The organism is Aquirufa lenticrescens (genome assembly GCF_019916085.1).
In the GTDB taxonomy this organism is placed as follows: domain Bacteria; phylum Bacteroidota; class Bacteroidia; order Cytophagales; family Spirosomataceae; genus Aquirufa; species Aquirufa lenticrescens.
Genome location: NZ_CP049834.1, coordinates 868,247 through 891,347, shown reverse-complemented (window position 1 = coordinate 891,347; position 23,101 = coordinate 868,247). Strand labels below are relative to the sequence as shown.

The 23,101-nt window shown below is 42.6% G+C and carries 27 protein-coding genes and 1 tRNA gene; 10 read left to right on the top strand and 18 right to left on the bottom strand.

What is annotated here, in order from left to right; translation table 11 throughout:
- Window positions 1-19: 19 nt before the first annotated feature.
- Together nuoK and G9X62_RS04140 are read right to left on the bottom strand one after the other, a co-directional pair.
- Window positions 20-349 carry an NADH-quinone oxidoreductase subunit NuoK gene (nuoK, locus tag G9X62_RS04145; RefSeq protein WP_223131531.1) on the bottom strand — a complete coding sequence of 110 codons (330 nt, stop codon included), beginning with the start codon at window positions 347-349 and terminating at the stop codon, window positions 20-22.
- A 105-nt stretch (window positions 350-454) separates the two neighbouring features.
- Complete coding sequence (locus G9X62_RS04140) at window positions 455-1,264, bottom strand: 3'-5' exonuclease (RefSeq protein ID WP_223131530.1); 810 nt, start codon at window positions 1,262-1,264, stop codon at window positions 455-457.
- Between the two features lie 53 nt (window positions 1,265-1,317).
- On the opposite strand from G9X62_RS04140, the gene G9X62_RS04135 reads away from it, so the two are divergent.
- A complete protein-coding gene (locus tag G9X62_RS04135) occupies window positions 1,318-2,001 on the top strand; it encodes a YjjG family noncanonical pyrimidine nucleotidase (RefSeq protein ID WP_223131529.1) in 684 nt (227 codons plus the stop codon).
- Here G9X62_RS04135 and G9X62_RS04130 read toward each other — a convergent pair.
- Genes G9X62_RS04130 through G9X62_RS04115 form a run of 4 tightly spaced genes read right to left on the bottom strand, consistent with a single transcriptional unit; the run spans window position 1,984 to window position 4,039 of the window.
- Window positions 1,984-2,607 (bottom strand): hypothetical protein, encoded by a 624-nt coding sequence (locus G9X62_RS04130; RefSeq protein ID WP_130895353.1) that lies wholly within the window; start codon window positions 2,605-2,607, stop codon window positions 1,984-1,986. The two genes, G9X62_RS04135 and G9X62_RS04130, sit on opposite strands and share 18 nt — an antisense overlap.
- 8 nt (window positions 2,608-2,615) lie before the next feature.
- Entirely contained in the window at window positions 2,616-2,918 is a 303-nt protein-coding gene (locus tag G9X62_RS04125; protein ID WP_223131528.1) for a (2Fe-2S) ferredoxin domain-containing protein, read from the bottom strand.
- Between the two features lie 4 nt (window positions 2,919-2,922).
- Window positions 2,923-3,687: an exodeoxyribonuclease III gene (locus tag G9X62_RS04120; RefSeq protein ID WP_223131527.1), complete on the bottom strand. Its 765-nt coding sequence runs from the start codon at window positions 3,685-3,687 to the stop codon at window positions 2,923-2,925.
- On the bottom strand, window positions 3,674-4,039 hold the full coding sequence (locus tag G9X62_RS04115; RefSeq protein ID WP_223131526.1) for a hypothetical protein: 366 nt from the start codon (window positions 4,037-4,039) through the stop codon (window positions 3,674-3,676). The genes G9X62_RS04120 and G9X62_RS04115 overlap by 14 nt, the downstream gene beginning before the upstream one ends.
- 103 nt (window positions 4,040-4,142) lie before the next feature.
- Between G9X62_RS04115 and G9X62_RS04110 the strand changes: the two genes are divergently transcribed.
- A complete protein-coding gene (locus tag G9X62_RS04110; protein WP_261345548.1) occupies window positions 4,143-5,444 on the top strand; it encodes a 4-hydroxy-3-methylbut-2-enyl diphosphate reductase in 1,302 nt (433 codons plus the stop codon).
- On the opposite strand, the gene G9X62_RS04105 is transcribed toward G9X62_RS04110, so the two are convergent.
- The 8 genes from G9X62_RS04105 to G9X62_RS04070 form a co-directional block, all read right to left on the bottom strand.
- Window positions 5,419-6,306 carry a fructosamine kinase family protein gene (locus G9X62_RS04105; protein ID WP_223131524.1) on the bottom strand — a complete coding sequence of 296 codons (888 nt, stop codon included), beginning with the start codon at window positions 6,304-6,306 and terminating at the stop codon, window positions 5,419-5,421. The genes G9X62_RS04110 and G9X62_RS04105 overlap by 26 nt on opposite strands.
- A 14-nt stretch (window positions 6,307-6,320) precedes the next feature.
- Window positions 6,321-6,827 (bottom strand): DUF2480 family protein, encoded by a 507-nt coding sequence (locus tag G9X62_RS04100; protein WP_223131523.1) that lies wholly within the window; start codon window positions 6,825-6,827, stop codon window positions 6,321-6,323.
- A gap of 1 nt (window position 6,828) precedes the next feature.
- Window positions 6,829-7,503: a tRNA (adenosine(37)-N6)-threonylcarbamoyltransferase complex dimerization subunit type 1 TsaB gene (gene tsaB / locus G9X62_RS04095; RefSeq protein WP_223131522.1), complete on the bottom strand. Its 675-nt coding sequence runs from the start codon at window positions 7,501-7,503 to the stop codon at window positions 6,829-6,831.
- A complete protein-coding gene (locus G9X62_RS04090; protein WP_223131521.1) occupies window positions 7,500-9,077 on the bottom strand; it encodes a S41 family peptidase in 1,578 nt (525 codons plus the stop codon). Before G9X62_RS04090 ends, tsaB begins: the two co-directional genes overlap by 4 nt.
- A complete protein-coding gene (locus G9X62_RS04085) occupies window positions 9,061-9,465 on the bottom strand; it encodes a ribonuclease P protein component (RefSeq protein ID WP_223131520.1) in 405 nt (134 codons plus the stop codon). The genes G9X62_RS04090 and G9X62_RS04085 overlap by 17 nt, the downstream gene beginning before the upstream one ends.
- 62 nt (window positions 9,466-9,527) lie before the next feature.
- Window positions 9,528-9,683 (bottom strand): 50S ribosomal protein L34, encoded by a 156-nt coding sequence (gene rpmH / locus G9X62_RS04080; protein WP_130895343.1) that lies wholly within the window; start codon window positions 9,681-9,683, stop codon window positions 9,528-9,530.
- A gap of 107 nt (window positions 9,684-9,790) precedes the next feature.
- A complete protein-coding gene (gene rpsJ, locus G9X62_RS04075) occupies window positions 9,791-10,096 on the bottom strand; it encodes a 30S ribosomal protein S10 (protein WP_130895342.1) in 306 nt (101 codons plus the stop codon).
- Window positions 10,097-10,201: 105 nt separating this feature from the next.
- The gene (locus tag G9X62_RS04070) at window positions 10,202-12,304 is read right to left on the bottom strand and encodes a tetratricopeptide repeat protein (RefSeq protein WP_223131519.1); all 2,103 of its coding nucleotides are present in this window, start codon (window positions 12,302-12,304) and stop codon (window positions 10,202-10,204) included.
- Between the two features lie 206 nt (window positions 12,305-12,510).
- On the opposite strand from G9X62_RS04070, the gene atpD reads away from it, so the two are divergent.
- The 5 genes from atpD to G9X62_RS04045 all read left to right on the top strand — a co-directional run bounded on the left by atpD (window position 12,511) and on the right by G9X62_RS04045 (window position 16,384).
- Window positions 12,511-14,028 (top strand): F0F1 ATP synthase subunit beta, encoded by a 1,518-nt coding sequence (gene atpD, locus G9X62_RS04065; RefSeq protein WP_223131518.1) that lies wholly within the window; start codon window positions 12,511-12,513, stop codon window positions 14,026-14,028.
- 8 nt (window positions 14,029-14,036) lie between these two features.
- Entirely contained in the window at window positions 14,037-14,267 is a 231-nt protein-coding gene (locus G9X62_RS04060; protein ID WP_223131517.1) for a F0F1 ATP synthase subunit epsilon, read from the top strand.
- A gap of 7 nt (window positions 14,268-14,274) precedes the next feature.
- Window positions 14,275-14,847, top strand: a complete 573-nt coding sequence (locus G9X62_RS04055) for a hypothetical protein (RefSeq protein ID WP_223131516.1) — start codon at window positions 14,275-14,277, stop codon at window positions 14,845-14,847.
- Window positions 14,848-14,962: 115 nt separating this feature from the next.
- Entirely contained in the window at window positions 14,963-15,409 is a 447-nt protein-coding gene (locus tag G9X62_RS04050; RefSeq protein ID WP_223131515.1) for a MarR family winged helix-turn-helix transcriptional regulator, read from the top strand.
- Window positions 15,410-15,484: 75 nt separating this feature from the next.
- A complete protein-coding gene (locus G9X62_RS04045) occupies window positions 15,485-16,384 on the top strand; it encodes an OmpA family protein (RefSeq protein WP_223131514.1) in 900 nt (299 codons plus the stop codon).
- A gap of 63 nt (window positions 16,385-16,447) precedes the next feature.
- Here the strand turns inward: G9X62_RS04045 and G9X62_RS04040 are convergent, their stop codons facing one another.
- Together G9X62_RS04040 and G9X62_RS04035 are read right to left on the bottom strand one after the other, a co-directional pair.
- Entirely contained in the window at window positions 16,448-16,762 is a 315-nt protein-coding gene (locus tag G9X62_RS04040) for a LytR/AlgR family response regulator transcription factor (protein WP_223131513.1), read from the bottom strand.
- A 151-nt stretch (window positions 16,763-16,913) separates the two neighbouring features.
- Window positions 16,914-16,986 (bottom strand) — tRNA-Met (locus G9X62_RS04035).
- Window positions 16,987-17,091: 105 nt separating this feature from the next.
- Between G9X62_RS04035 and era the strand changes: the two genes are divergently transcribed.
- On the top strand, window positions 17,092-17,994 hold the full coding sequence (gene era, locus G9X62_RS04030) for a GTPase Era (protein WP_223131512.1): 903 nt from the start codon (window positions 17,092-17,094) through the stop codon (window positions 17,992-17,994).
- An 11-nt stretch (window positions 17,995-18,005) separates the two neighbouring features.
- Complete coding sequence (gene der / locus G9X62_RS04025; protein ID WP_223131511.1) at window positions 18,006-19,328, top strand: ribosome biogenesis GTPase Der; 1,323 nt, start codon at window positions 18,006-18,008, stop codon at window positions 19,326-19,328.
- Here the strand turns inward: der and G9X62_RS04020 are convergent.
- Window positions 19,308-20,345, bottom strand: a complete 1,038-nt coding sequence (locus G9X62_RS04020) for a WD40/YVTN/BNR-like repeat-containing protein (protein ID WP_223131510.1) — start codon at window positions 20,343-20,345, stop codon at window positions 19,308-19,310. The two genes, der and G9X62_RS04020, sit on opposite strands and share 21 nt — an antisense overlap.
- Window positions 20,346-20,439: 94 nt before the next feature.
- Between G9X62_RS04020 and G9X62_RS04015 the strand changes: the two genes are divergently transcribed.
- A complete protein-coding gene (locus tag G9X62_RS04015; RefSeq protein WP_223131509.1) occupies window positions 20,440-22,110 on the top strand; it encodes a glutamine--tRNA ligase/YqeY domain fusion protein in 1,671 nt (556 codons plus the stop codon).
- Here the strand turns inward: G9X62_RS04015 and ftsY are convergent, their stop codons facing one another.
- Entirely contained in the window at window positions 22,111-23,088 is a 978-nt protein-coding gene (gene ftsY, locus G9X62_RS04010) for a signal recognition particle-docking protein FtsY (RefSeq protein ID WP_223131508.1), read from the bottom strand.
- Window positions 23,089-23,101: the final 13 nt, after the last annotated feature.

The following is a 23,101-nucleotide window of genomic DNA, read 5'->3' as shown; positions in this document are numbered from 1 at the left end:
GGCGGAATAGGGCGCTTAATTAGTTTTTCAATTTGTTAAGAACACCGATATCGATGCTTTGAATATTTCGGTAAATCATCACAATAATGGCTAAACCTACAGCGACTTCTGCTGCGGCCACGGCCATAATGAAGAATACGAAAATTTGACCTGCTGGGTCAGAATAGTAGGAAGAAAAGGCGGCTAACAATAAGTTAACAGCATTTAGCATTAATTCGATCGCCATAAAAACGATGATCGCATTTCTACGTGTTAATACGCCCATAATACCAATGCAAAACAAAGCTGAGCTCAGCATAATGTAATGGGTCAATGGAATCGTACGGATAATTTCTGGTATTGATTGCATAGTCTTAAATAATAACAAAGGCTTCAGGCAAAAGCCCGTCCAAAAAATGCATTTATGCGAGGCAAAAATACGAAAATATCTGATAGCCTCGACATCAAAAATGCCTTAACGCTGAAAACCTTGCAATTTTATTTCGGTCAGTTTGCGCTTGGTATCCATCGGGAAATCACCCTTCATCATCCAGTCGTAATAGGATGGGTCAGACTTCAATACTTCGAGCACAGGTCTACCTATGTGTTTGCCAAAATTAAAGCAAGCCACTCGGTCTTTATTATAGGCCATACGATTAGCGTAGTCAATTGAATTCGAGGCACTTAGTTCGTGTAGCTTGTCCATGTCGTTTTGGATCGGGAATACTTCTTTTCCTTCTGCATCCTTGATCGACTTGTTCGCATAGTGTTTCACCTGCGCGTTCAGTACTTCTAAAGTCGCTAACACATCCGCCTCAGCTCCGTGTGCTCCGATTAATTCTTTGCCACAGTAAAATTGGTAGGCAGCGGTTAAATTACGCGGCTCCATTAAATGGAAAATGCGTTGCGCATCCACTAATTTTCTGTTTTTCATATCGAAATCTACCTCAGCGCGTAGCATTTCCTCTACCAGCATAGGCACATCGAAACGATTGGAATTAAATCCCGCAAGATCGCAACCATCTAAAAAGGTGGAAAGTGAGCGAGCCACCATTCGAAAAGTAGGTTCCTCTTTCACATCATCATCGTAGATGCCGTGCACTAAAGAAGCCTCCAAAGGAATGGGAATGCCTGGATTCACGCGACGCGTTTTTACCTCCACGGTTCCGTCTAGATTGGCTTTGGCAATCGAAATCTCGACTATGCGATCGCGGTTAATCTGTATACCCGTCGTCTCTAAATCGAAAAATGCGAGAGGTCTCTTTAGCTGTAATTGATGTTCCATAGGATATTTTAAAATGGGCTAAAGCAAAGGTAAGTTATTATTACCTTTGTTACATGAATTTTAGCCCGAAAGCACTTTTTTTTGACTGGGATCACACGCTGTGGGATCACGACCTAAATGCCAAAGAAGTTTTACTGGATTTAGCCGCCGAATACGCACTAACCATTGAACCCTTAAGCTACTGGGCGACCTTTGAAAAAATCAATAATGGTTTGTGGGACCAATATGCGGCAGGCGAAATCTCGCAGGCGGAATTAAGGGAAACGCGCTTTGTGCGCTTTTTTCAAGAATTGGGCGTCGAAGGTCCTGCCGAAGAATTTGGCGATAAATACCTCGAGCGTGCACCCCGGAAGACGAATTTGATGCCGGGCGCATTTGAAATCATTCAAGATTTAGCGGCCCATTTTCCTTTGTACATTTTGACGAATGGCTTCGACGATATCCAATATGTGAAGATTGAAGGCGCTGGGATGCGCTCCTTTTTCAAAGAGATTATTACGTCCCAGCAAGTGGGGACGAAGAAGCCGAGTCCTTTGTTTTTTGAATATGCCTTATCTCGTGCTGGGATTCAAGCGGAGGACGCTTTGATGATCGGGGATCACGTAGAGGCTGATGTCAGGGGAGCGATGAACGTGGGAATTCCAGCGATTCATTACAATCCCTTTTCTGTAGCAACGGATTTGCCACACGAAATCCAGCATTTGGATCAATTGAGGAGCTTACTCGAAAATCGATAATTGATTATCGCTCGATTTACGGTCAAAAATCTTTTTGTCTCGAATGAATTTCTTGTTCTCCTCTAAGAACAAAATGAACTTTTCGATCTGGTCGTATTGAAAGCTGAAATCGATATTTTTCACATCGTAAGATTCCACATACACCTGTTTGAAGTCCGTAATAACGTAGTCTAGGCGCTCAATACCGTATTTCTGTAGACCTAATAAATACAGGTTTTGGTGGTTAGTCAAAAAGCGATTTGGCTCGTAATAGGCCGTACTTTTTAGGTCAAAAGCCACCGAATCACCTACGCCATCAATGTAGCCGTAGATCTGCGCGTTCTTGTAGCGCGATTCTACATAAAACTGGGTCTTGTATTTGGCGGGTAATAATTCACGCGCTTGATCGATGATTCCCTCCGCAAATGCTTCTTCGTTTTCACCCAAAGTTACCGCTCGTTCAAAATCAATCCCTTTTTGTTGCGCATTCGTCGTAGGTTTACGCACGCGGTTGATGCGATCGATTAGCTCGATTTCATCCACGATGATTTTGCCATTTCCATCACGGGATTGGCTCACATAAAGGTTAAAGGAATTTAAAAGCGTAGGATATAAGCGGTAAATCATAACGCAATTTATTGAATTTGGAGGCGAGTCACAATTTCGTCTTCGATTAAATGCAATTTAGTGATCTCTGCTACATCTTCCACTTGTACATTACCGTAGAAAACGCCCTCTGGATAAACGACCATGGTGGGGCCTTTTCCGCAGAAATCAAGGCAGCCTGATTTTTGGACGCGTATTTTTGCTGTTCCGCCTTGAGCGGCATAGCTCGCGCGGAAAGCGTCGACTAATTCCGTTCCGTGACCAGAACCGCAACATTTTTTAGGGGCATCTTTGTCGTTAGCGCAGATAAATACGTGTTTTTCGAAGTGCATAGATTTAGCTATTTAAAAGTAGTACAATAGGGCAATGATCGGAATGTTTGACATCCGGAAGGATAGAGGCGTGTTGGATTTTTTCTGCCAAAGCCTCAGACACCATCTGGTAATCTATTCGCCAGCCCAAATTCTTCCCTCGAGCTCCCGCGCGGTAGGACCACCAACTGTAGTGGTGTGGTTCGGAATTAATGGCTCTAAATGAATCTACAAATCCGCGGCTCACAAATCCGTCCATCCATTCGCGTTCTTCCGGTAGGAAACCAGAACTATTCGCGTTGCCTTTCGGGTTATGAATGTCAATCGCTTTATGGCAAATATTGTAATCGCCTGCGATGACTAAATTCGGGAATTCAATCTTCAGGGCATTGATGTAGTTTTGGAAATCGCTTAACCAATCCATTTTGAAAGCTTGTCTTTCATCACCGCTAGAGCCGGATGGCATATACACACTCATCACGGAAAATCCGTCATAATCAGCACGTAACACGCGACCTTCAGCATCGTATTTATCGATACCGCAACCCACTGATACGTTATTTGGCCTAATTTTACTGAAAATAGCTACACCAGAATAGCCTTTTTTCTGTGCGGAATGCCAATATACCTCGTAGCCTAAAGCGAAAATTTCGCTTAAATCCACTTGTTCCACTTCCGCCTTCAATTCTTGAATGCAGACGATATCTGGATTTTCTTCTTGAAGCCAAGAAACGAAACCTTTTGTCATCGCGGCACGAATGCCGTTCACGTTATAACTAATGATCTTCATTCGGGAATACCTCGGTTTTGAAATAATGAATGATGTGTGCTTTTAAGAGGATTTCTTGCTCTTTTAAAGGAAGCGATGGAATTCCTTGTACATTCTCCCAATGTGGCCAACCTTCTTCATCCAAGCCATCCAAACGGTAAAAATCGCTATAGCTCAACACTTTACAAGTGGCGATGTGTAGGAGATCTTGCTTTTGTTCTTTGGTAAAATGCGCGTGTCCTTGTCCTAATTCTTGTACCCCAATCATCAACAAGATCGGTTCCATTTCTGTGGGACGCTTACCAAACGAGTTTTCGAAAAAATCGAGAATCATCTCCCATTCTTCTTTCACTACTATCGGCTCGAATTCCATAAAGGGGTTGAATTTAATGAGATGCAAATTAGCCACAAAAAATGATTAATTGCCGTAGATGTCGTAATTTTGAAAACCAATAACCAAAAAATTAGTTTATAAAATGCATTCAATTGTACATAAGCGTACATTCATTACTCAACCTCCCCTTAAACGAACCTTTAAAAAAATGAAATCCTTTTCCATCCCCTCTTTATTTAAGAGTAATTTGATCGGTCGGATTAAAGAGGCTCGTCGAGTTCAAGATAAATTAAAGAAAGATTTCACGCCTACACACCTGGATTTTGGCCCAGTGGAGGTGTTGCTGTCCCGTCATTTTGGATTCTGCTATGGAGTTGAAAATGCCGTAGAAACAGCCTATCAGATTATCGATGAAAATCCAGATAAACGCATTTTCTTGTTATCTGAAATGATTCATAATCCAGCGGTTAATGCGGATTTATTAGATCGTGGGGTGCGTTTTATTCAAGATACGCACGGAAATCAAATAGTGGACTGGTCGGAGTTGAGCTCGAATGATGTGGTGATAGTGCCAGCTTTTGGGACGACTTTAGAGACGCAGGCCATCTTGCAATCGCGCGGAATTGATCCCTACGCGTACGATACGACCTGTCCTTTTGTGGAAAAGGTGTGGAATCGTGCAGACGCCATTGGTAAAAAAGATTATACCGTGATTGTGCACGGGAAACCAAGTCATGAGGAGACGAAAGCGACGTTTTCGCATTCTCAATCCGTGACACCCACGTTGATTATCAAAGATATCAAGCAAGCGATTGCTTTAGCGGCTTATATTAAAGAAGAAAAAACACCGGAAGAATTCTTTGTAGAATTTGAAGGACAATATTCAGCTGGATTTAATCCGGCGAAAGATTTAAAACGCATTGGTGTTGTCAATCAGACAACGATGTTAGCGACGGATACTCAAGAAATTGTGGATTATTTACGTCAAATCATTCGCCTGCACTTCCAATTATCCCCTGAAAATATCAAAGATTATTTCGCAGATACGCGCGATACGCTGTGTTACGCCACGAATGATAACCAAAGCGCTACCTATGGTTTATTAGCCGAGGAGGCCGATTTCGCCATCGTTGCTGGAGGTTATAATTCCTCTAATACAGCCCACTTAGTGGATTTATGTGTCGAGAAATTGCCGACTTATTTCATTAAGAATGCTGAAAAGCTAATTTCGGAAGATCAGGTCTTGCATTTTGATAACGTGGCCAAAGAAGAAAAGCTTAAACAGGCGTTTATCCCCACAAAAGAAAAGGTTCGGGTTTTGTTAACCTGCGGAGCTTCTTGCCCAGACGCGGTGATGGAAGAAATCTTGCGCAAGCTAGTTTCCTTTTTCCCGGGAGCGAAAGACGTGGAGGAAGTGGTTAATACGAATCTACAATCTTCTTAACGGCAGGCAAGTAACCCTCACCGAATAAATTCACGTGCACTAAGAGTGGATACAGATTGTACAAAGGAATGCGTTCATGGAATCCTTTTTCAATGGGGAAATTAGCATGATAAGCTTCGTAAAAGGCCTCATCAAATCCACCAAACATCGTCGTAAAGGCAAGTTCTGCCTCTCTGAATCCAAAATAACAAGCCGGGTCCACTAGCGTAATCAAACCTTGCGGATTCGTCATGGCATTTCCAGACCATAGATCCCCGTGGATTAAAGCCGATTTTTCATTCGGTAGGAGAGAGGGTAATTTTTCAAACAAGTTTTCAAATTTGGCCTCTAAGTCAGCATCGATTTTACGATCATAGATCGCTCTGGCTAATTGGTTGCGCAAGCGATGTTCGATGAAAAAGGCGATGCCATTTTGATTCCAAGTATTGATTTGCGGAGCAGCTCCAATGTAATTCGTATAATCGAGTCCGTGACCCTTATCCGACGTATTTTTGTGCAATCGAGCCAGCTTCTCCCCAAAATCCACCCAGTAATTTGCTGCTTTTTCTCCCGATGGAATACATTCCATCATCAAGTATTCTTTCTCTTCCATCGTTCCCGTGCCGATGACGCGAGGCACCGAAATAGAGGAGGTATTTCCGATTAAATCTAAGTTTTTTGCTTCAGCGTCAAACAGGCCTTGGTGATCTCCTTGGTTCCATTTGATGAAGTATTCGTCCGCATTTTTCAATTGCACACGCACTGCCAAGTTAAAATTTCCCCCGTAGAAAAATTCTAGGTCCTTCACCTCGGTGTTCTCCCCTAAATGATGCTGGATAATTTTATCAATAAACTGGTATTGTGCTTGCGTTTCCGTGGACATAGGACAAAATTACCTTATTTTCTTTTAAAAAGCGGAACCGTACTGCAAGGTTCTCCAAAAAATAGGCTCTTCGCCACCGGTTGCAATAATTGCGTGATTTTCAAATAGGCCTCCGTAGGAACGGATTCTTTCGAGCAACCTTTGATAACGATTTTGGCATCCTGAAAATCTTCCGGCTTTATTTTCGTTAAAGCCTGTTCAAACAAAGTCTTCTCTAGATCTGCTAGATTCCCAAATACGAGTGTTTTCGCATATGGAGTCAACTGTACGCCCAATAACATATAAGCCCAGGTAGGAATAATCGCATCCTCACTACAACCCACCGCCACGTGTTTTCCTGCATAGCTCGACCAATCGTGGCCACCGATAAATTCTCTGAAATCCTTCTCACGCAAGGCGATGCTTTGGAATAATTGATCTTTGATATCGATGAAAACACGCTCACCCGGAACGCGTAAATCTTCTAAATCGATTTGCGTCAGTCCACTTTGGTTTACACGGTTGATGATTTCCTCTGCCATCTTACAAGGATTTAAGTTTCGGTTTGGTGCCCATATATTCCTTTAAATAGTCGGGCTCTTTGGTAACGAGGTTCTCGAATGTTTGTTTCAAAAATGCCTCGTGGGCTAATTTCCCCATAAATTGAGCCTCAGGTAATAAAGGCCCATCGAGGAATGTGATAGATGGATGCGTGCAGCTTTCTTGCCATTTCGCAGATCCATTCCCAAAGGCCACTACAGGAGTAAAACTTTGAAATGACTCCTGGTTTAGAATGTGTGCCTCTTGTGGAGACACTTCCTGAAGTGATGATGTGAAAACGGCCGCATAAACTTCCATTCTACGCGCGTCTAACATGGGTAAAAGCAACGATCCCTCAGGTGCGTCGACTGCGGAGGCTAACACCTGCAAGGTCGGTAAACAGATCAATGGCTTGTCCAAAGCGAAGCAAATTCCTTTCGCCGTCGCTAAACCGATACGTAAGCCAGTATAAGATCCGGGTCCGTTTGAAACAGCCACGGCGGATAATTCAGCTAACGCGCGACCAGCCGTCTTCAGTACTTTTTCAATCAAAAGGGTCAGCGATTTGGAATGAGAACCCTCCTCATCCACTAATTCCTGCGTAACCAATTGGCCATTTTCGTGGAGGGCAACGGAACAGTTTTGGGTCGAAGTATCTAGACTTAGGATCAGACTCATTTCAAATTGGTAATTAATTCCACACCTTTCAAAAGGCTAGGATCGTGTTCAAAAGACCATTCATTAATCCCTTTTTTCAGGTAATAATGGTGTACTATTTCTTGTTCTAATAACGCCGAAATCACTTTTTTGTTCGCTGTTATTTCCTTCGCGACCGAAGAATCCCATTCCGGCTTGATCTTCTCCAACGTCGCCGTCAAGTTCGCATACAAAGGATCTTTTTGCGTTTCCTTTAATACATCGCGCATCTGTTTCTCTAACGGACTCTCGTATTTGAATTTGCTCGCTTTTACCCATTGCACGAATTCCTCGAATTCAGCTTCCGTTAAATGGAAGTTAGCTGCTGTCGCGATCGAAGCGTGCTTTAATTTAAATAGGCGTGCATATTGGAAGAAGATTTTCTCTTTCAATAATTGCTGCGTCAAACTGTTCGCCTGTGGACGTCCCACTAACACATCCGGTTCAATTCCTCCCCCCGCATTGACTTTTCTGCCGTTGCGTGTTTTAAATTCCTGTTTGGTGGTGTCTTTGTTTCCAGAATATTCGATGGCTTGAATGCATCGACCACTTGGGATATAATATTTCGCCGTGGTAATCTTGATTTTCGCGCGGTAAGGTAAATCACGTGTCACCTGAACGAGACCTTTCCCAAAACTCCGTTGCCCCACAATCGTCGCCCGATCATAATCTTGTAAAACTCCCGCCACAATTTCGGCTGCGGAAGCGGAGTTTTGATTGATCAAAACAATGATAGGCATCGACGTATCCCAGCTCGGATTCAAGGCCTTATAGGTCGCGTTCCACTCTTGTAATTTGCCTTTCGTACTCACGATGGGCGTTTCTTTATTTAAAAATAGATTGCAAATATCTACCGCCTGCGTAAGTAAGCCCCCTGGGTTATTGCGTAAATCCAAAATCAATTTCTTCATCCCCTCTTTCTTCAATTGAACGAGGGCCGCCTTCATTTCTTTGGTAGCCGATTGATTGAATTCTTCTAATTCGATGTAGCCGATGCCCGGACGGATGATGCCCGCATAGCCTACATTCTTGATTTGAACGGTGGACCGGTTGACACTCAATGTCAGCTGCGAATCCCCACGTTTAATTTCAGCGACTAATTTACTGTCTTTAGGTCCTTTGATTAATAAACCCGGGTCTGAATCTTCTGTAATCTTATTTCCGTTGATGGAAAGCAGTTGGTCGCCTATTTGCAATCCAGCTTGCAAGGCAAGACTCGATTCGTCTACATACGTAATGTAATAGCCTTTGTCCACCCAAGAGGCTCGAATGCCGATTCCTTCGTATTTTCCGGTGGTGAGGGTGGTGAATTCGTCCAAATCTTCTTCCGGATAATACACCGTGTAAGGGTCTAATTGATCCAGCATTCCGTCGATGGAGTTTTGAACGACCTTGTTGGGGTCGATCGGATCCACGTAGAATTGATTGAGTTCTTTGATGACGCTGGCGTAAATATCCAGGTTTTTAGCAAGGTCAAATAATTGGTCCGCTCGACTAAAAGCCCATAAGCCCATACCCAAAAACACGAAAAGGCTTATTTTAATTAGCTTCTTCATTCGCTTGGGTGAATTTGTCTAAAATGGCAGCCATTTTCTTATGGATTTTATCTGAGGGTTCAATCGTAGAACCAATATAGACAAAAGCCAATACATCTGGAAGTTTTGCTTTTCCTTCTACTTGAAAATGAGGTTTGTTCAGGCGGTAGGCCTCGCGGATGCGACGCTTGAGGGTATTTCGGTCCACGGCTTTTGAAAATTTGCGCTTTGGCACCGAAATTAAAATCTGTGGATTCGCCTGATCCGCTTCATAGGGATTCTGGCGGATGTATAAAACACGAAAAGGATAGACAAATCGTTCTTCAACGACTCGGCTATCCTTCTCGAATAAGGAATCAATAATCTTTATGTGCGTTAGACGCTCCGATTTAGAAAATGTAAATTTCAAAGCAGGAATACTAAGTGTACAACAATAGCAAACCAGAAATCTTCTTTTCTAAGATCTATGGCTTATTTGCCTCTTTTTTCGTCTGAAACAGTCAACTTATGACGTCCTTTAGCACGACGGTTTGTCAATACGCGACGACCGTTTGCCGTAGACATACGCTCACGGAATCCGTGTTTGTTTTTTCTCTTACGTACAGAGGGTTGAAAAGTTCTTTTCATTTCTTTATTTGTTAAAGCAGCCCATCATATCGATTAGGACTTGCAAAGGTAAAACAAAATATTTATTCATCAAGGATTCAGCTTTTAGGCCTTCACCTGACAGGTCCTTAAACCTTGATTTCTACGTCTACTCCTGAAGGCAATTCTAATTTCATCAAAGCATCTACTGTTTTAGCAGAAGAAGAGAAGATGTCGATTAGGCGCTTGTAAGTACATAATTGGAATTGCTCACGTGCTTTCTTGTTTACGTGTGGTGAACGTAAAACAGTGAATTTCTCAATTTTTGTTGGAAGAGGGATAGGGCCAGAAACAACTGCTCCTGTAGCTTTTACCGCTTTAACGATTTTCTCTGCTGATTTGTCTACCAATGAGTGGTCAAATGACTTCAGCTTAATGCGAATTTTTTGATTCATATAAGATGGTTCTTTAAATGATTAAGCAGCGAAAGAACCATTTACTCCGCTACTTAAATTAATTAGGACTGCAAAAGTACAGAATGTCACTTAATTATACAAGCCCTAAAATTTAGTTTTTTGTAGAGCGCGTTGTTTTTCAGCTAAATAGCTCGCATGCGAAGCTTGGTAAAGGGCAGAATTCAGTGTTCTTAATTTTTCCATCGCCTCATCCGCATAGTTTATTTCACCCATTTTGAGTGCTTGCAAAGCATAAATTGGGTAGTAGGCTGGATTTTGTTCGTTCCACTGCAATGCGGCCAGCGCGGCCTCGTATCCCTTTTTCGCGGGTACGAGCGGAAGGGCCTGTTGCAAAACCGGAATTTGAAAAGGATATTTTTCTAACATCCCCAGCGCATTCGCTCGTGAAACTGGAGGTGTTTTGACCGGGAAAGCCGTCCCATATTTCCAAAAAGCTAAAATCCCTGTCATTCCCGATCTCTGCGTTGTATCCGCCGCGATGGCTACATTCAATTGGTTTAAAGCGACTAAAGGTTTGGCGTGATAAAAGGACTGCCAAGACTTCAAAAGTTCTAATTCAGGGAACATTTCACCTAGAGATTTTTGCCAGCCAGTCAGGTCATACAGGGGTGCTTTCCCTTTCCAAAACAGCAACCCATTATATAGGTATACCAAATCGCGCAAATCCGCACTCGGAACAAAAGCAGGATTCATCGGTGCCGTAGGAATTCCTGCAGCTACTAAATTCGCTTGGATGGCTAAATCTTCTGACGGGTTGAATTCAGGTTTTCGTTTTAAATAGGTGGATTCTGCGTATAACTTATTGGCGATGTAAATTGGATTTTCTGAATCTAAAGAAAGAGCGCGATCGTAAAAATACACCGCTGAATCAGGAACAGCCAGTCTTTCGTATTGCAAAGCCAGTTGTGTAGCGATGCGTGGATCTGTTAGATCACTTTTTTGTAAGGTGAATAACGCATCAAAAGGACGGTTTTCAGTGGCGAATACATTCGCAAGCGCTACGGAAAGAGCGGGATCACGATGGACACTTTGGCTCGCAGCCACGTAATAAGCAAAGGTTTCCGTGTCTCCCGCTTGCTGCGCGAGGGCAGCAAGACTCAAGTTGCTTTTAGTATTTAAGCGACTGTGCAACGTGGCGTTCTTGTAATGGATTTCTGCCATCTGTTTGTCCCCCACTAAAGAAGATACATCACCCGCATAATTCTCTTTCGCCGCCATTCCTAGATGATAGGCGCCAGCATTAAATGCAAAGACGGTGCCCACACTCAAAAGGAGTACTCCGATCTGAATTAAGTGTAGCGGAAGCGTTACGGCCTTGTGTATGACTTTATGTATGGGAAGATTTTGTACTAGAAGAGGGCCAAAATTCCGGTAAATAAATAGCGGAAAAAGCAGTCCCATCAGTACCTGGTTAATCAAATTCCAGCTTTCAATCGCCTGAATTCCCGGCGTGTTTGCGTGCCACAAGAGTGGAATCAGGGATGAAAAGCCTAATAGGCTAATCCCAAGCAGGGGTTTGTTGTCTTTGTTTTGGTATACATATAAACCCAAAGCTAAAATCACCCAGATAAAAGCCGGAATCGCCGTGCGAAAGCCCACGTCAAAGCGCTGATTGCTGAACGTCAACAGCAAATTGATCCCCCAAACTAAACCTAAAATAGTGCGATTCTTTTTCGAGCTGGCAGTAGTAGAACTATGCGACAAACCTAATAGAAAGGAAGGAATCGATGCTGCGCTCAAAACGGATAGGCCTGCAAGAGCTAAAAGGCTCAAGCTGAAAATCTGTCCACTGATGATCTGCGATAACGCAGAAAAAGAAGGGTCAGTCAAAGTGAAAGCGACGATTCCAAGCCACAGCGTGGCACCCAATACGGCCTGCCAAACCGGTAAAAATGAAAACAGTGCCACCCCTAAACCAAGCAAAGCCAGGACGAATCCAATAATTTCGGGAGTTGCGCTGAGAGCTGCCGCTTGAATTTGAAAGTTTTGACGAATGAAATAGACGTTCGTGTGTAAATCCTGGCCGGCTTGTGTGTCGACCACCTTGTTATAGGGGATCATTTCCGAAACTTCGACCCACGTGAAAGCCGCCATACCCCCTGATGTCCACAGCCCGCAAATAACCACGAGCACCACAGCAGTCATGTAAAAAAGGCCTTTCGAAAACGCGGGGATAGACAAGCGCATATTTTGGTTCAAAAATGAATTCCTAAATTTCACACAAACTACGATTCATTCAAAGAAATTGCCTGATTTTGGCAAAAAATAGTTGAAAAATACTAATTTCTGTTTTGGTAAATTCGAATTAAGAGGCTAATTTTGCAGTCCGAATGTATTAGCATTCGTGAACTAATACAAAATCGTAGTTTTTTAGCTAACAAATTAAAATTCAAATGGCAAACGCAGTTAACAAAGGAAAAGTTGCGCAAGTAATTGGACCCGTTGTCGATGTGAGCTTCGAAGGAGAAGGATCACATTTACCAGCGATCTTGAATGCTCTTTCAGTAACGAAATCAAATGGTCAAACGCTTGTTCTTGAGGTGCAGCAGCACTTAGGAGAAGATCGCGTAAGAACGATTGCGATGGAAGGAACGGAAGGTCTTCAACGTGGACAAGAGGTAATCGATAAAGGTACGCCTATGACGATGCCAACAGGTGAGGGAATTAAAGGTCGTTTGTTCAACGTAGTAGGGGATGCCATCGATGGTATCGCTCAACCTAAGTCTGACAAAGGATTGCCGATTCACCGTTCTGCGCCTAAATTTGATGAATTAGCGACAACAACTGAGGTTTTATTCACAGGAATTAAAGTAATCGACTTATTAGCCCCTTATGTAAAGGGTGGTAAAATTGGTTTATTCGGTGGTGCCGGTGTAGGTAAAACCGTATTGATCATGGAGTTGATTAATAATATTGCCAAAGCATACGAAGGCCTTTCGGTATTCGCAGGTGTAGGTGAGCGTACTCGTGAGGGTAACGACTTATTACGTGAGATGATCGAATCAGGCGTTATTAAGTATGGTGAGGAATTTAAGCACGCGATGGAAGCAGGTGAGTGGGATCTATCTAAAGTAGATAACACAGAACTAGCGAAATCTCAAGCAACGTTAGTGTTCGGTCAAATGAACGAGCCTCCTGGAGCCCGTGCTCGTGTAGCTTTATCAGGATTAACAGTTGCGGAACACTTCCGTGATGGCGATGGCGAAGGTCAAGGTCGTGATATCCTATTCTTTATTGATAACATCTTCCGTTTTACACAAGCGGGTTCTGAGGTATCTGCCCTATTAGGTCGTATGCCATCTGCGGTAGGTTACCAACCGACCTTAGCAACAGAAATGGGTGCGATGCAAGAGCGAATTACTTCTACGAAGCGTGGTTCGATTACATCGGTACAAGCGGTTTACGTACCTGCCGATGACTTAACGGATCCAGCTCCGGCAACAACGTTTGCCCACTTAGATGCCACTACGGTATTATCTCGTAAGATAGCTGAATTAGGTATCTACCCAGCGGTGGATCCATTGGATTCTTCTTCACGTATCTTATCTGCTGAAGTATTAGGTGATTCTCACTACGATACAGCGCAACGTGTGAAGGAAATCTTACAACGTTACAAAGAATTACAAGATATCATCGCGATCTTAGGTTTAGATGAATTATCGGAAGAAGATAAATTAGTCGTTTCTCGCGCTCGCCGTGTACAACGTTTCTTGTCACAACCTTTCTTCGTGGCAGAACAATTTACAGGCTTAAAAGGCGTTCTAGTAGACATCAACGATACGATCAAAGGTTTTAACGCGATCATCGATGGAGAATACGATCACCTTCCTGAAGCTGCTTTCAACTTAGTAGGTACTATTGAGGATGCAGTGGTAAAAGGAGAGAAATTATTAGCTGAGGCTGCTAAATAAAGAAAATTATGTTTGTAGAAATTATTACACCGGATAGTAAAGTTTTCTCTGCAGAAGCATCTGTAGTGACTTTGCCTGGCGTTAATGGTTCCTTCCAAATTTTAAATGACCACGCAGCCATCGTTTCTACTTTAGCTAAAGGAGAATTAACGGCTGATAAAGAGGTCTTCCAAATCGAAGGAGGAGTTGTTGAAGTTTTGAATAATCGAGTACTTGTTTTAGCCGAAGGCGTTAACTAACATTCTCATGAAAAAACTGGCCATTTTATTGTTTGCAACGGTCTTATTTAGCTCCTGCTCGGAGAAGGCCTTTTTAACAGGATCTATTTTAGCAACCGTGAAGGAAAGTAATATTCCGTTGCAGAAGATTCAGTTCTACAATGACAATGGCTTGATTTTAGAAAGAGAAATGAGTTCGACGGATGCTAACGTGAAAGCGGGGGCGTTGGTTTTCAAAAACGGTAAGTCAATTAATCGTGTTAGTTTAGAGAAACAAACTCCGGGTGCTTTATTAAAGGAAGAAGGAGACAAATTGTATGTTTCTTTTGACAATCCAGCGAAAGAGTCGAATAGCTTGATCTTTGCGCCTGTTTTAGGGGAACGCGGAGAGTATTTCTATCAGTTGGTTGATGAAACAGGAAACTCATCTATCTCTCGTTTGAACTTTGAAGGTAGCAAATACCTAGTTTATAATGAAAAGTATGAGGGTTTGACGAAGTCGGTGACGAAAACGCCAAGAGTTCGTTTGATGATTATGAAATCTTCTTTGAATGGCTTAAAGGTTAATTCGAAAAGAATGAAGGGTAATCGAGTTCAATAATCGGTTGGTTTTATCGGAATTTGAAAATAGGATGCTTGCATCCTATTTTTTTTTAGTTCATTTTTGTCCAAAGGTAGGGTAGCATACCTTATTAGTATACAAATGCGGGATTCCTATGAAAGCAGAAGAAACGATTGATTTTCACATAAAGACCGGTTGGTACGCCATCAGCCGAATGTACAACACCTATTCTGCTCAGTTTGATATGACGATGGCCATCGGATATGTGCTTTTGCATATTGATAAAGATGGAACCCCTGCCACGAAGATTGCCCCGGCACTCGGATTAGAGGCAAGATCGTTAACCCGTATGTTAAAAACCTTGGAAGAAAAGAAGTGGATTGAGCGTTCTGCGAATTATGAAGATAAGCGGGTGGTGAAAATCTTTTTAACAGAAATAGGCAAAAAGAAACGCGACCAAGCCCGGAAGGGAGTAATTGCCTTCAATAAGTTAATCTACGATCGCGTAGAGCCTGAAAAATTAGCCGTATTTTTTGAGGTGATGTCCACCGTAAATCAAGTGATGGAGGAAGATGCCGGAGAAATTTTAAAAACAATCTAGAAAAAAACGTATTTCGGGATACGTTTATTAAAGGAGATCCTTATTTTTGCTCGATAATTAAACAAAAACTGCGTTATGAAAAAACTACTCTTGGTATTCGCAATGATGCCCTTCTTATTTACCTCTTGTGTAGGAAAGAAGAAATTAGCGGATTTGGAATCACAATTAACTCAATTACAAGCATCTAGTAGCTCAGCTTTATCTAAATCAAAAGCAGATTTATCAGATTGCCAATCTTTAACAGCTAGCCTTCAAGGTGAATTGAAAAAGAGAGATACAGATTTAGAAGCAAAGAATGGTCAATTGAAAGCTTTACAAGAGCAATTAGATTACTTCAAAAAGACAAATACAAACTTATTAGATCGTTTATCTGATCTTTCAGTAATCAACAAATCAGGTGCGGAAAGTATCCGCAAGTCATTAGATGCGTTGAACGAACAAGGAAAATACATCAAAGACTTGAATTCATCTATCCAACGTAAGGATTCAATGAATTTATCATTAGTAATGAACTTGAAGCGTTCATTAGCAGATGTGAATGATGAAGATGTAACGGTAGAAGTGAAGAAAGGGGTTGTTTATATCTCGATCTCTGATAACTTGATGTTTGCTTCAGGTAGTGCAGTTGTAAACGCGAAAGCAGTAGCTGTATTAGCGAAAGTTGCGAAAGTGTTAAACGATCACAAAGAACTTGATGTATTAGTAGAAGGTCACACAGATACTGTGCCTATCTCTACTGATTGTATTCAAGATAACTGGGATTTATCTGCTAAGCGTGCTACTTCTGTGGTTCGTGTATTGCAAACTAAATTTGATGTGGATCCAGAGCGCTTAACAGCCGGTGGCCGTGGAGAGTATGAGCCAGCATCAGCAAACAAAACATCTAAGGGACGTAAGCAAAATCGCCGTACGGAGATCATTGTAACGCCTAAATTAGATCAGTTCTTTAGCTTAATGGCGCCACAAGCGAAATAAAAAAGTAGAAGACAAATGAAAAGGGCCTCGATGAAAATCGAGGCCCTTTTTTTATGGGATACTTTAGGCTAATTGCCCTCTGACTAAATCTAATTTTCTGCGAGAAACAGGGAGTGATTGGTTCAGGATTGTTTTGACCGTCTTAGTCTCAAGTAAATCGTGGCCAGTTACATTCACCTTGTTAACAAGATACGACTTGTGGATGCGAAGAAAGGTGCCTAAGCGCAATTGCGATTCAAACTTTTTTAGTGTCTTGGCCATTAAGATACTTTGGCCGTTCTTTAAAAAAATCGTTGTGTAGTTTCCCTTGCCTTCAATGCTGACAATGTCATCTACTGGACACTGATCAATTCCGGGAATTTTCAAAGTTTTTCTCATTAGCACGTATTTACTTCCTGTAAACCTAGTGTATTTGAATTAAAGCTATGAGAAAGAATTATTTAGCGGTTAGTGTATTTATTTAGCGGTCATCAAGCACTTGGGTGCAGGGCATAAAAAAAGAGGTCTTTTGCAAGACCTCTTTTCGATGTAGCGGGGGCCAGACTCGAACTGACGACCTTTGGGTTATGAGCCCAACGAGCTACCAACTGCTCCACCCCGCGATATAATTGGGAGTGCAAAGATGCACGTTTCTTTCAGAAAAAACAAGTATCTTTGTAGAAATTATTCTTGCCTATCCTTTTTGAGGCAGAATTTACTTACATTTTATGACCCCGGAACACAAAGCAGGCTTTATCAGCATTATTGGAAAACCCAATGTGGGTAAGAGTACGCTGATGAATGCGTTGGTAGGGGAGCGACTTTCGATTGTGAGTTCGAAGGCGCAGACGACGCGTCACCGGATTTTGGGGATGTTAAATGGAGAGCATAAGGGTACTGAATACCAGATTGTTTACTCAGATACACCTGGGGTTCTGTTACCTAAATATGAATTGCATAAATCCATGATGCAGTTCGTGAAAAGCTCTCTTGAGGATGCGGATGTAGTGTTGTATGTGACGGATGTGTTTGATGAATTTGAAGATTTGGACTTTTTGACCAATTGGAAAGATTTCACAGAGACGCCTATTCTTGTTTTGTTAAACAAGATCGATTTAGTGACCATGGAAAAGTTAGAGGAGAAGGTCGCGTATTGGCAGGGGATTTTTCCTGGCAAGCCGATTATCCCTATTTCGGCTTTAGAATCGGTTCATTTGGACCAAATCTTTAGCCACCTCATGGAGCATTTGCCAGTTCATCCACCCTTTTTTGATAAGGAGGAACTGACAGATAAGCCGGAAAAGTTTTTTGCCTCCGAGATTGTTAGAGAGAAGATTTTCTTGAATTATAAAAAAGAGATTCCTTATTCGTGCGAGGTAGTGGTGACTTCCTTTAAAGAGGAACCTACCATTTTACGTATCGCTACGGAGATATATGTCGAAAGGGTATCGCAGCGTGCGATTATCCTTGGGCATAAAGGGGAAAATATCAAGAAAGTGGGTATCCAAGCGAGAGAGGATTTAGAGAAGTTTTTTGGTAAAAAAGTATTTTTAGAGCAGTTTGTCAAAGTGGAGCCTGATTGGCGTGCGAAGACGGACAAACTGCGTTCATTCGGGTATTCGCTCGATTAATTTAACATAGAATGTCAAATATTATTGCAATTGTGGGGCGTCCCAATGTAGGGAAATCTACTTTGTTCAATCGCTTGATTGAACAAAAGAAGGCTATCATGGACAATGTGTCCGGGGTGACGCGCGACCGCCATTATGGTTACGGTCAATGGATTGGACGTTTCTTCACCGTGATTGATACGGGAGGATACGTACATGGATCTGAAGATAAATTTGAGGGAGCCATCAGAGAACAAGTAGAACTAGCGATTGAAGAAGCGGCAGTTTTATTGTTTGTGGTCGATTGTTCTACAGGTTTAACGGATTTAGATAAGGATTTTGCGAACGTTTTACGTCGTTCAAAGAAGCCGGTTATTTTGATTGCTAATAAAGCCGATACACACGAGAAGGCTTATGCTGCGGCTGAATTTTATGAATTAGGTTTAGGTGATCCCTTTGCGATTGCGGCTGAAAGTGGAAGCGGTACGGGTGATATGCTCGATGCGATGGTTTCTCATTTCAAGGATGAAGGAATCGAAAATCCAGAATTAGGGATTCCTCGCGTGGCGATCTTAGGTCGTCCTAACGTAGGAAAATCTTCTTTCTTGAATTCAATCCTAGGGAAAGATCGCTCTATTGTGACAGATGAAGCGGGAACCACACGGGATGCAATTCAAAATCACTATACCATGTTTGGGAAGGATTTTATCATCACAGATACAGCCGGTATTCGCCGAAAAGCGCGTATCGACGATAACATCGAGTATTACTCGGTTTTGCGTTCGATGAAAGCTTTGGAGGAATGCGATGTGGCGATTATTATCATTGATGCGACGACAATCGATCCATTAACGGGATTAGAGGCGCAGGATATGAACATTGTCAGCATGGCGGACAAGGCGAAGAAAGGAATTGTCTTGATGATAAATAAGTGGGATTTAGTGGCGAAAGACACGAATACTGCTATTCAATTAGAGAAAGCGATTAAAGAACGTATGGCGCCGTTGAATTACATGCCAGTGATCTTTACTTCGGTCATGGAGAAGAAGCGTATCTTCCAAGCGTTAGAATTAATGCTTAAAGTATACGAAAACCGTACACAGAAGATTTCAACATCGAAATTAAATGATGTGATGTTAGATGTGATCGCGAGTTATCCGCCACCCGCTTGGAAAGGAAAATACATCAAGATTAAATATTGTACACAGGTTTCGACTCCGTATCCGACCTTCATTTTCTTCTGCAATTTACCGCAGTACATCAAGGAAAGTTACGAGCGTTACTTAGAGAATCAAATGCGTAAAGCATTCGATTTAGAAGGAACGCCTATTTCTTTATTCTTTAGAAAGAAATAGTTGCTGTATTTGGGAGAGGCTAATGTAACCGATTTGGCCTCTTCCACCTACACCATATACGCGATCTCCCACCTGACAAATGTTATGGTAAGGACTTTTGCCTAAGCTAATCCAACGCTTCGTTTTAGGGTCAAATGCCGAGCTCTCCGCCGGCCCTGATAAAATCCAATACGGCGCTGCCCACAGAATTTTTTCCACATAATACCCAGGTGCACCAGCCACTGGCGACCATGTCGTGCCCCCATCCTTGCTTTCTAAAACAGGTACGGGCCCCTCTTTGATGCGGGAATAATTTCCTCCGGCGACCCATAAATTCTTCGCGTCTCGAACACCTAGACTGAAAAATCCGGTTCCCTCGCCGCCTGGAATTTCGGCGTACCTGCTTTCCCAATTCAATACATCTGCGCTAAATAAGACCCGCGCCTTTTCACCTCCTCCGGTGACAATGTAATAGCCCTTTTTTGTCTTCTGTAAGCTAGATCCACTCGCTGCGAAAGCGGCTTCTCCTTTTTGTAAAGCGGGATGGTTCGTGGGGGTCAATAATTCGTAGTTTCGTCCTTTATCGCTGATGCGAATCAAACCATAGAATGGACCTGCTGGGTCGGATAAAATCAATCCTTGTTTGCCCTCCCAAAGAATGGCATCAAAGAAATAGCCCTTCTCCTTGATTTGGAAGGCTAATCCCCAGCTTTTACCTCCATTCTCTGTGCGAAAAACCTTCGCAGCCCCATTCTCTGCTGGGCCTGCGCTCATCAATAAGATCGTATTTTCGTCAAGTATCGCCAGATCTCGGAAGTCCAAGGAATCAGCCCCCGGAATCTGTGAAACGCTGAAGTGTTCGCCTCCATCGCTCGAGTGAAGGACGGTGCCGCGTGTTCCGCCTATCCAAATGTGCGAACCGAAGGATCGAATGGCTCTAAACGAGGCTTTGGTGTCAAGGGTGAGGGAATTCCATTGGCTGAAGCTTTGGAAAGCACCTAAAAATAGAAGGACGAAGAGTAGGATGTGTTTTCTCATAGGTATATCGGTCTGCAAATTACGGATTTTGGCAAATAATGTTTATTTTTGAACCTTACAGCTCAAATTTATTCGTCGACACGAAAAAGTATACATGGAAGAATTAAAACCCAAATCCCTTAATTTCTTAGAAGAAATCGTTCAGGAAGGCATCGCGTCAGGAAAATATCCACAAGGTATTTTGACTCGTTTTCCACCTGAGCCGAATGGCTACTTGCACATCGGTCACGCGAAGAGTATTTGCTTGAATTTTGGGTTAGCTCAGCGTTTTGGCGGAGGGACGAATTTGCGTTTTGATGATACGAACCCAGTGACAGAGGAGACAGAATATGTGGAGTCGATTAAGAAGGACGTTTCCTGGTTAGGATTTACCTGGGCGAACGAATTGTATACGTCAGACTATTTCGAAGATTTATACCAATTCGCGGAGAAGTTAATCACACTTTCTTTCGCTTACGTAGACGATTCTACGGCAGCAGAGATCGCAGCTCAAAAAGGAACGCCTACCACACCTGGGACGCACAGTCCTTTCAGAAACCGAAGTGTAGAGGAGAATTTGACCCTATTCCGTGATATGCGAGCGGGAAAATATGCCGATGGCGAAAAAGTATTACGCGCTAAAATCGACATGGCGCATCCGAACATGCACATGCGTGATCCGTTAATGTACCGTATTCGCCACGTGAAACACCACCGTTCAGGAGACAAATGGTGCATCTATCCGATGTACGATTTTGCACACGGCCAAAGTGATTCCATCGAAGAAATCACCCACTCTATTTGTACCTTAGAATTCGACGTTCACCGTCCATTATACGATTGGTTCTTAGATAAATTAGGGATTTTCCCTTCTCATCAATATGAATTCGCTCGTTTGAACTTGTCCCATACGGTGATGAGTAAGCGTAAATTATTGCAATTAGTGAATGAAAAAGTAGTCAGTGGCTGGGATGATCCCCGCATGCCTACGATTTCAGGTTTACGCAGACGTGGCTTTACGCCGGCTTCGATTCGCAACTTCTGCGAGCGTATCGGGGTAGCGAAGCGTGATAATTTGATTGACTTGAGTTTATTAGAGTTCTGTATTCGCGAAGATTTAAACAAGTCCGCAGACCGCGTGATGGCAGTTCTTGATCCGATTAAACTAGTAATCACGAATTATCCATCGGATAAAACAGAAGATTTACTCATTGAAAATAATCCAGAAGCCGAGGTAATCACGAAGCGTTCGGTTCCATTCTCCAATGAATTATACATCGAGCGCGATGATTTTATGATTGATCCGCCTAAGAAATTCTTCCGTTTAGGCGTAGGATTGCAGGTGCGTTTGAAAGGAGCTTACATCGTTACTTGCACCGATTTCAAAACAGATGCAGAAGGCAATGTGACGGAAGTGCATGCGGAATACATTCTTGAAAGTAAGTCAGGTCAAGATACGAGTGGTATTTCCGTGAAAGGAACGATTCACTGGGTTTCTGTCGCTCACGCAGTAGAAGCGGAGGTTCGTAACTTCGATCGCTTACTGATTGTAGAAGATGCGTCGGAATTAGGCGACGATTTCTTGAAATTTATCAATCCGGAATCACTTCAAATTGTACCTAAGGTCTATGTGGAGCCAGGTTTGAAAGAAGCGAAAGAGGGTCAAGCGTTACAGTTTATCCGTAAAGGCTATTATAGCTTAGATGCAGATTCTACCTCAGATAAGCTCGTATTTAACCGCACGGTTACCTTGAAAGATACTTGGGCCAAAGAAAAGGCTAAATAATTACTTCTTCGCGAAAAGCGAATCCACGAACGTGGTCTTGTTGAATACTTGGAGATCGGAGATTTTTTCTCCCACTCCAATGTATTTGACCGGAATCTTGAACTGATCCGAAATACCGATCACCACCCCGCCTTTGGCTGTGCCGTCTAGCTTTGTAATCGCTAAGGAGGTAATCTCTGTTACTTTAGTGAACTCTTGGGCTTGGATGAACGCATTTTGTCCTGTTGATCCGTCCAATACTAACATTACTTCGTGCGGTGCTTCAGGAATAAATTTTTGGATGACGCGCTTGATTTTACCTAGCTCAGTCATCAAGTTGACTTTTGTATGTAAACGTCCTGCGGTATCGATAATCACGATGTCCGCATTCATCTCCACCGCTTGTTTTACGGCATCATAGGCTACGGCTGCTGGATCCGTATTCATTCCGTGATCAATCACGGGAATACCTACGCGTTCGCCCCATAGCTTCAATTGGTCTACTGCTGCTGCACGGAAAGTATCCGCGGCGCCTAGTACGACCTTCAATCCATTTTGATGAAACTGGGAAGCTAATTTACCGATGGTGGTAGTTTTTCCCACTCCATTCACCCCTACCACCATGATGACATAGGGTTTTTGTTTCGGCTCAGCGAAAGCATTTTCTAAAGAAGACGATTGGTTTTCCTCTAAAAGGGCTGCCACTTCTTCGCGTAAAACCTTGTCTAATTCTTCTGTGGAAACGTATTTATCACGTTCTACACGACGCTCAATACGCTCAATGATCTTCAATGTGGTGGCTACACCCACATCAGATGTCAATAAGATTTCTTCTAATTCGTCTAATACCTCCTCATCTACTTTCGATTTTCCCACTACCGCACGGCCGATTTTAGAGAATAATCCCGAGGATGTTTTCTCTAAACCTTGCTCTAATGCTTGAATTTCTTCTTGCTGCTGTGGTTCTGGTTTCTTTTTAAAAAAATCGAATAATCCCATGGGGTTTGTTGTA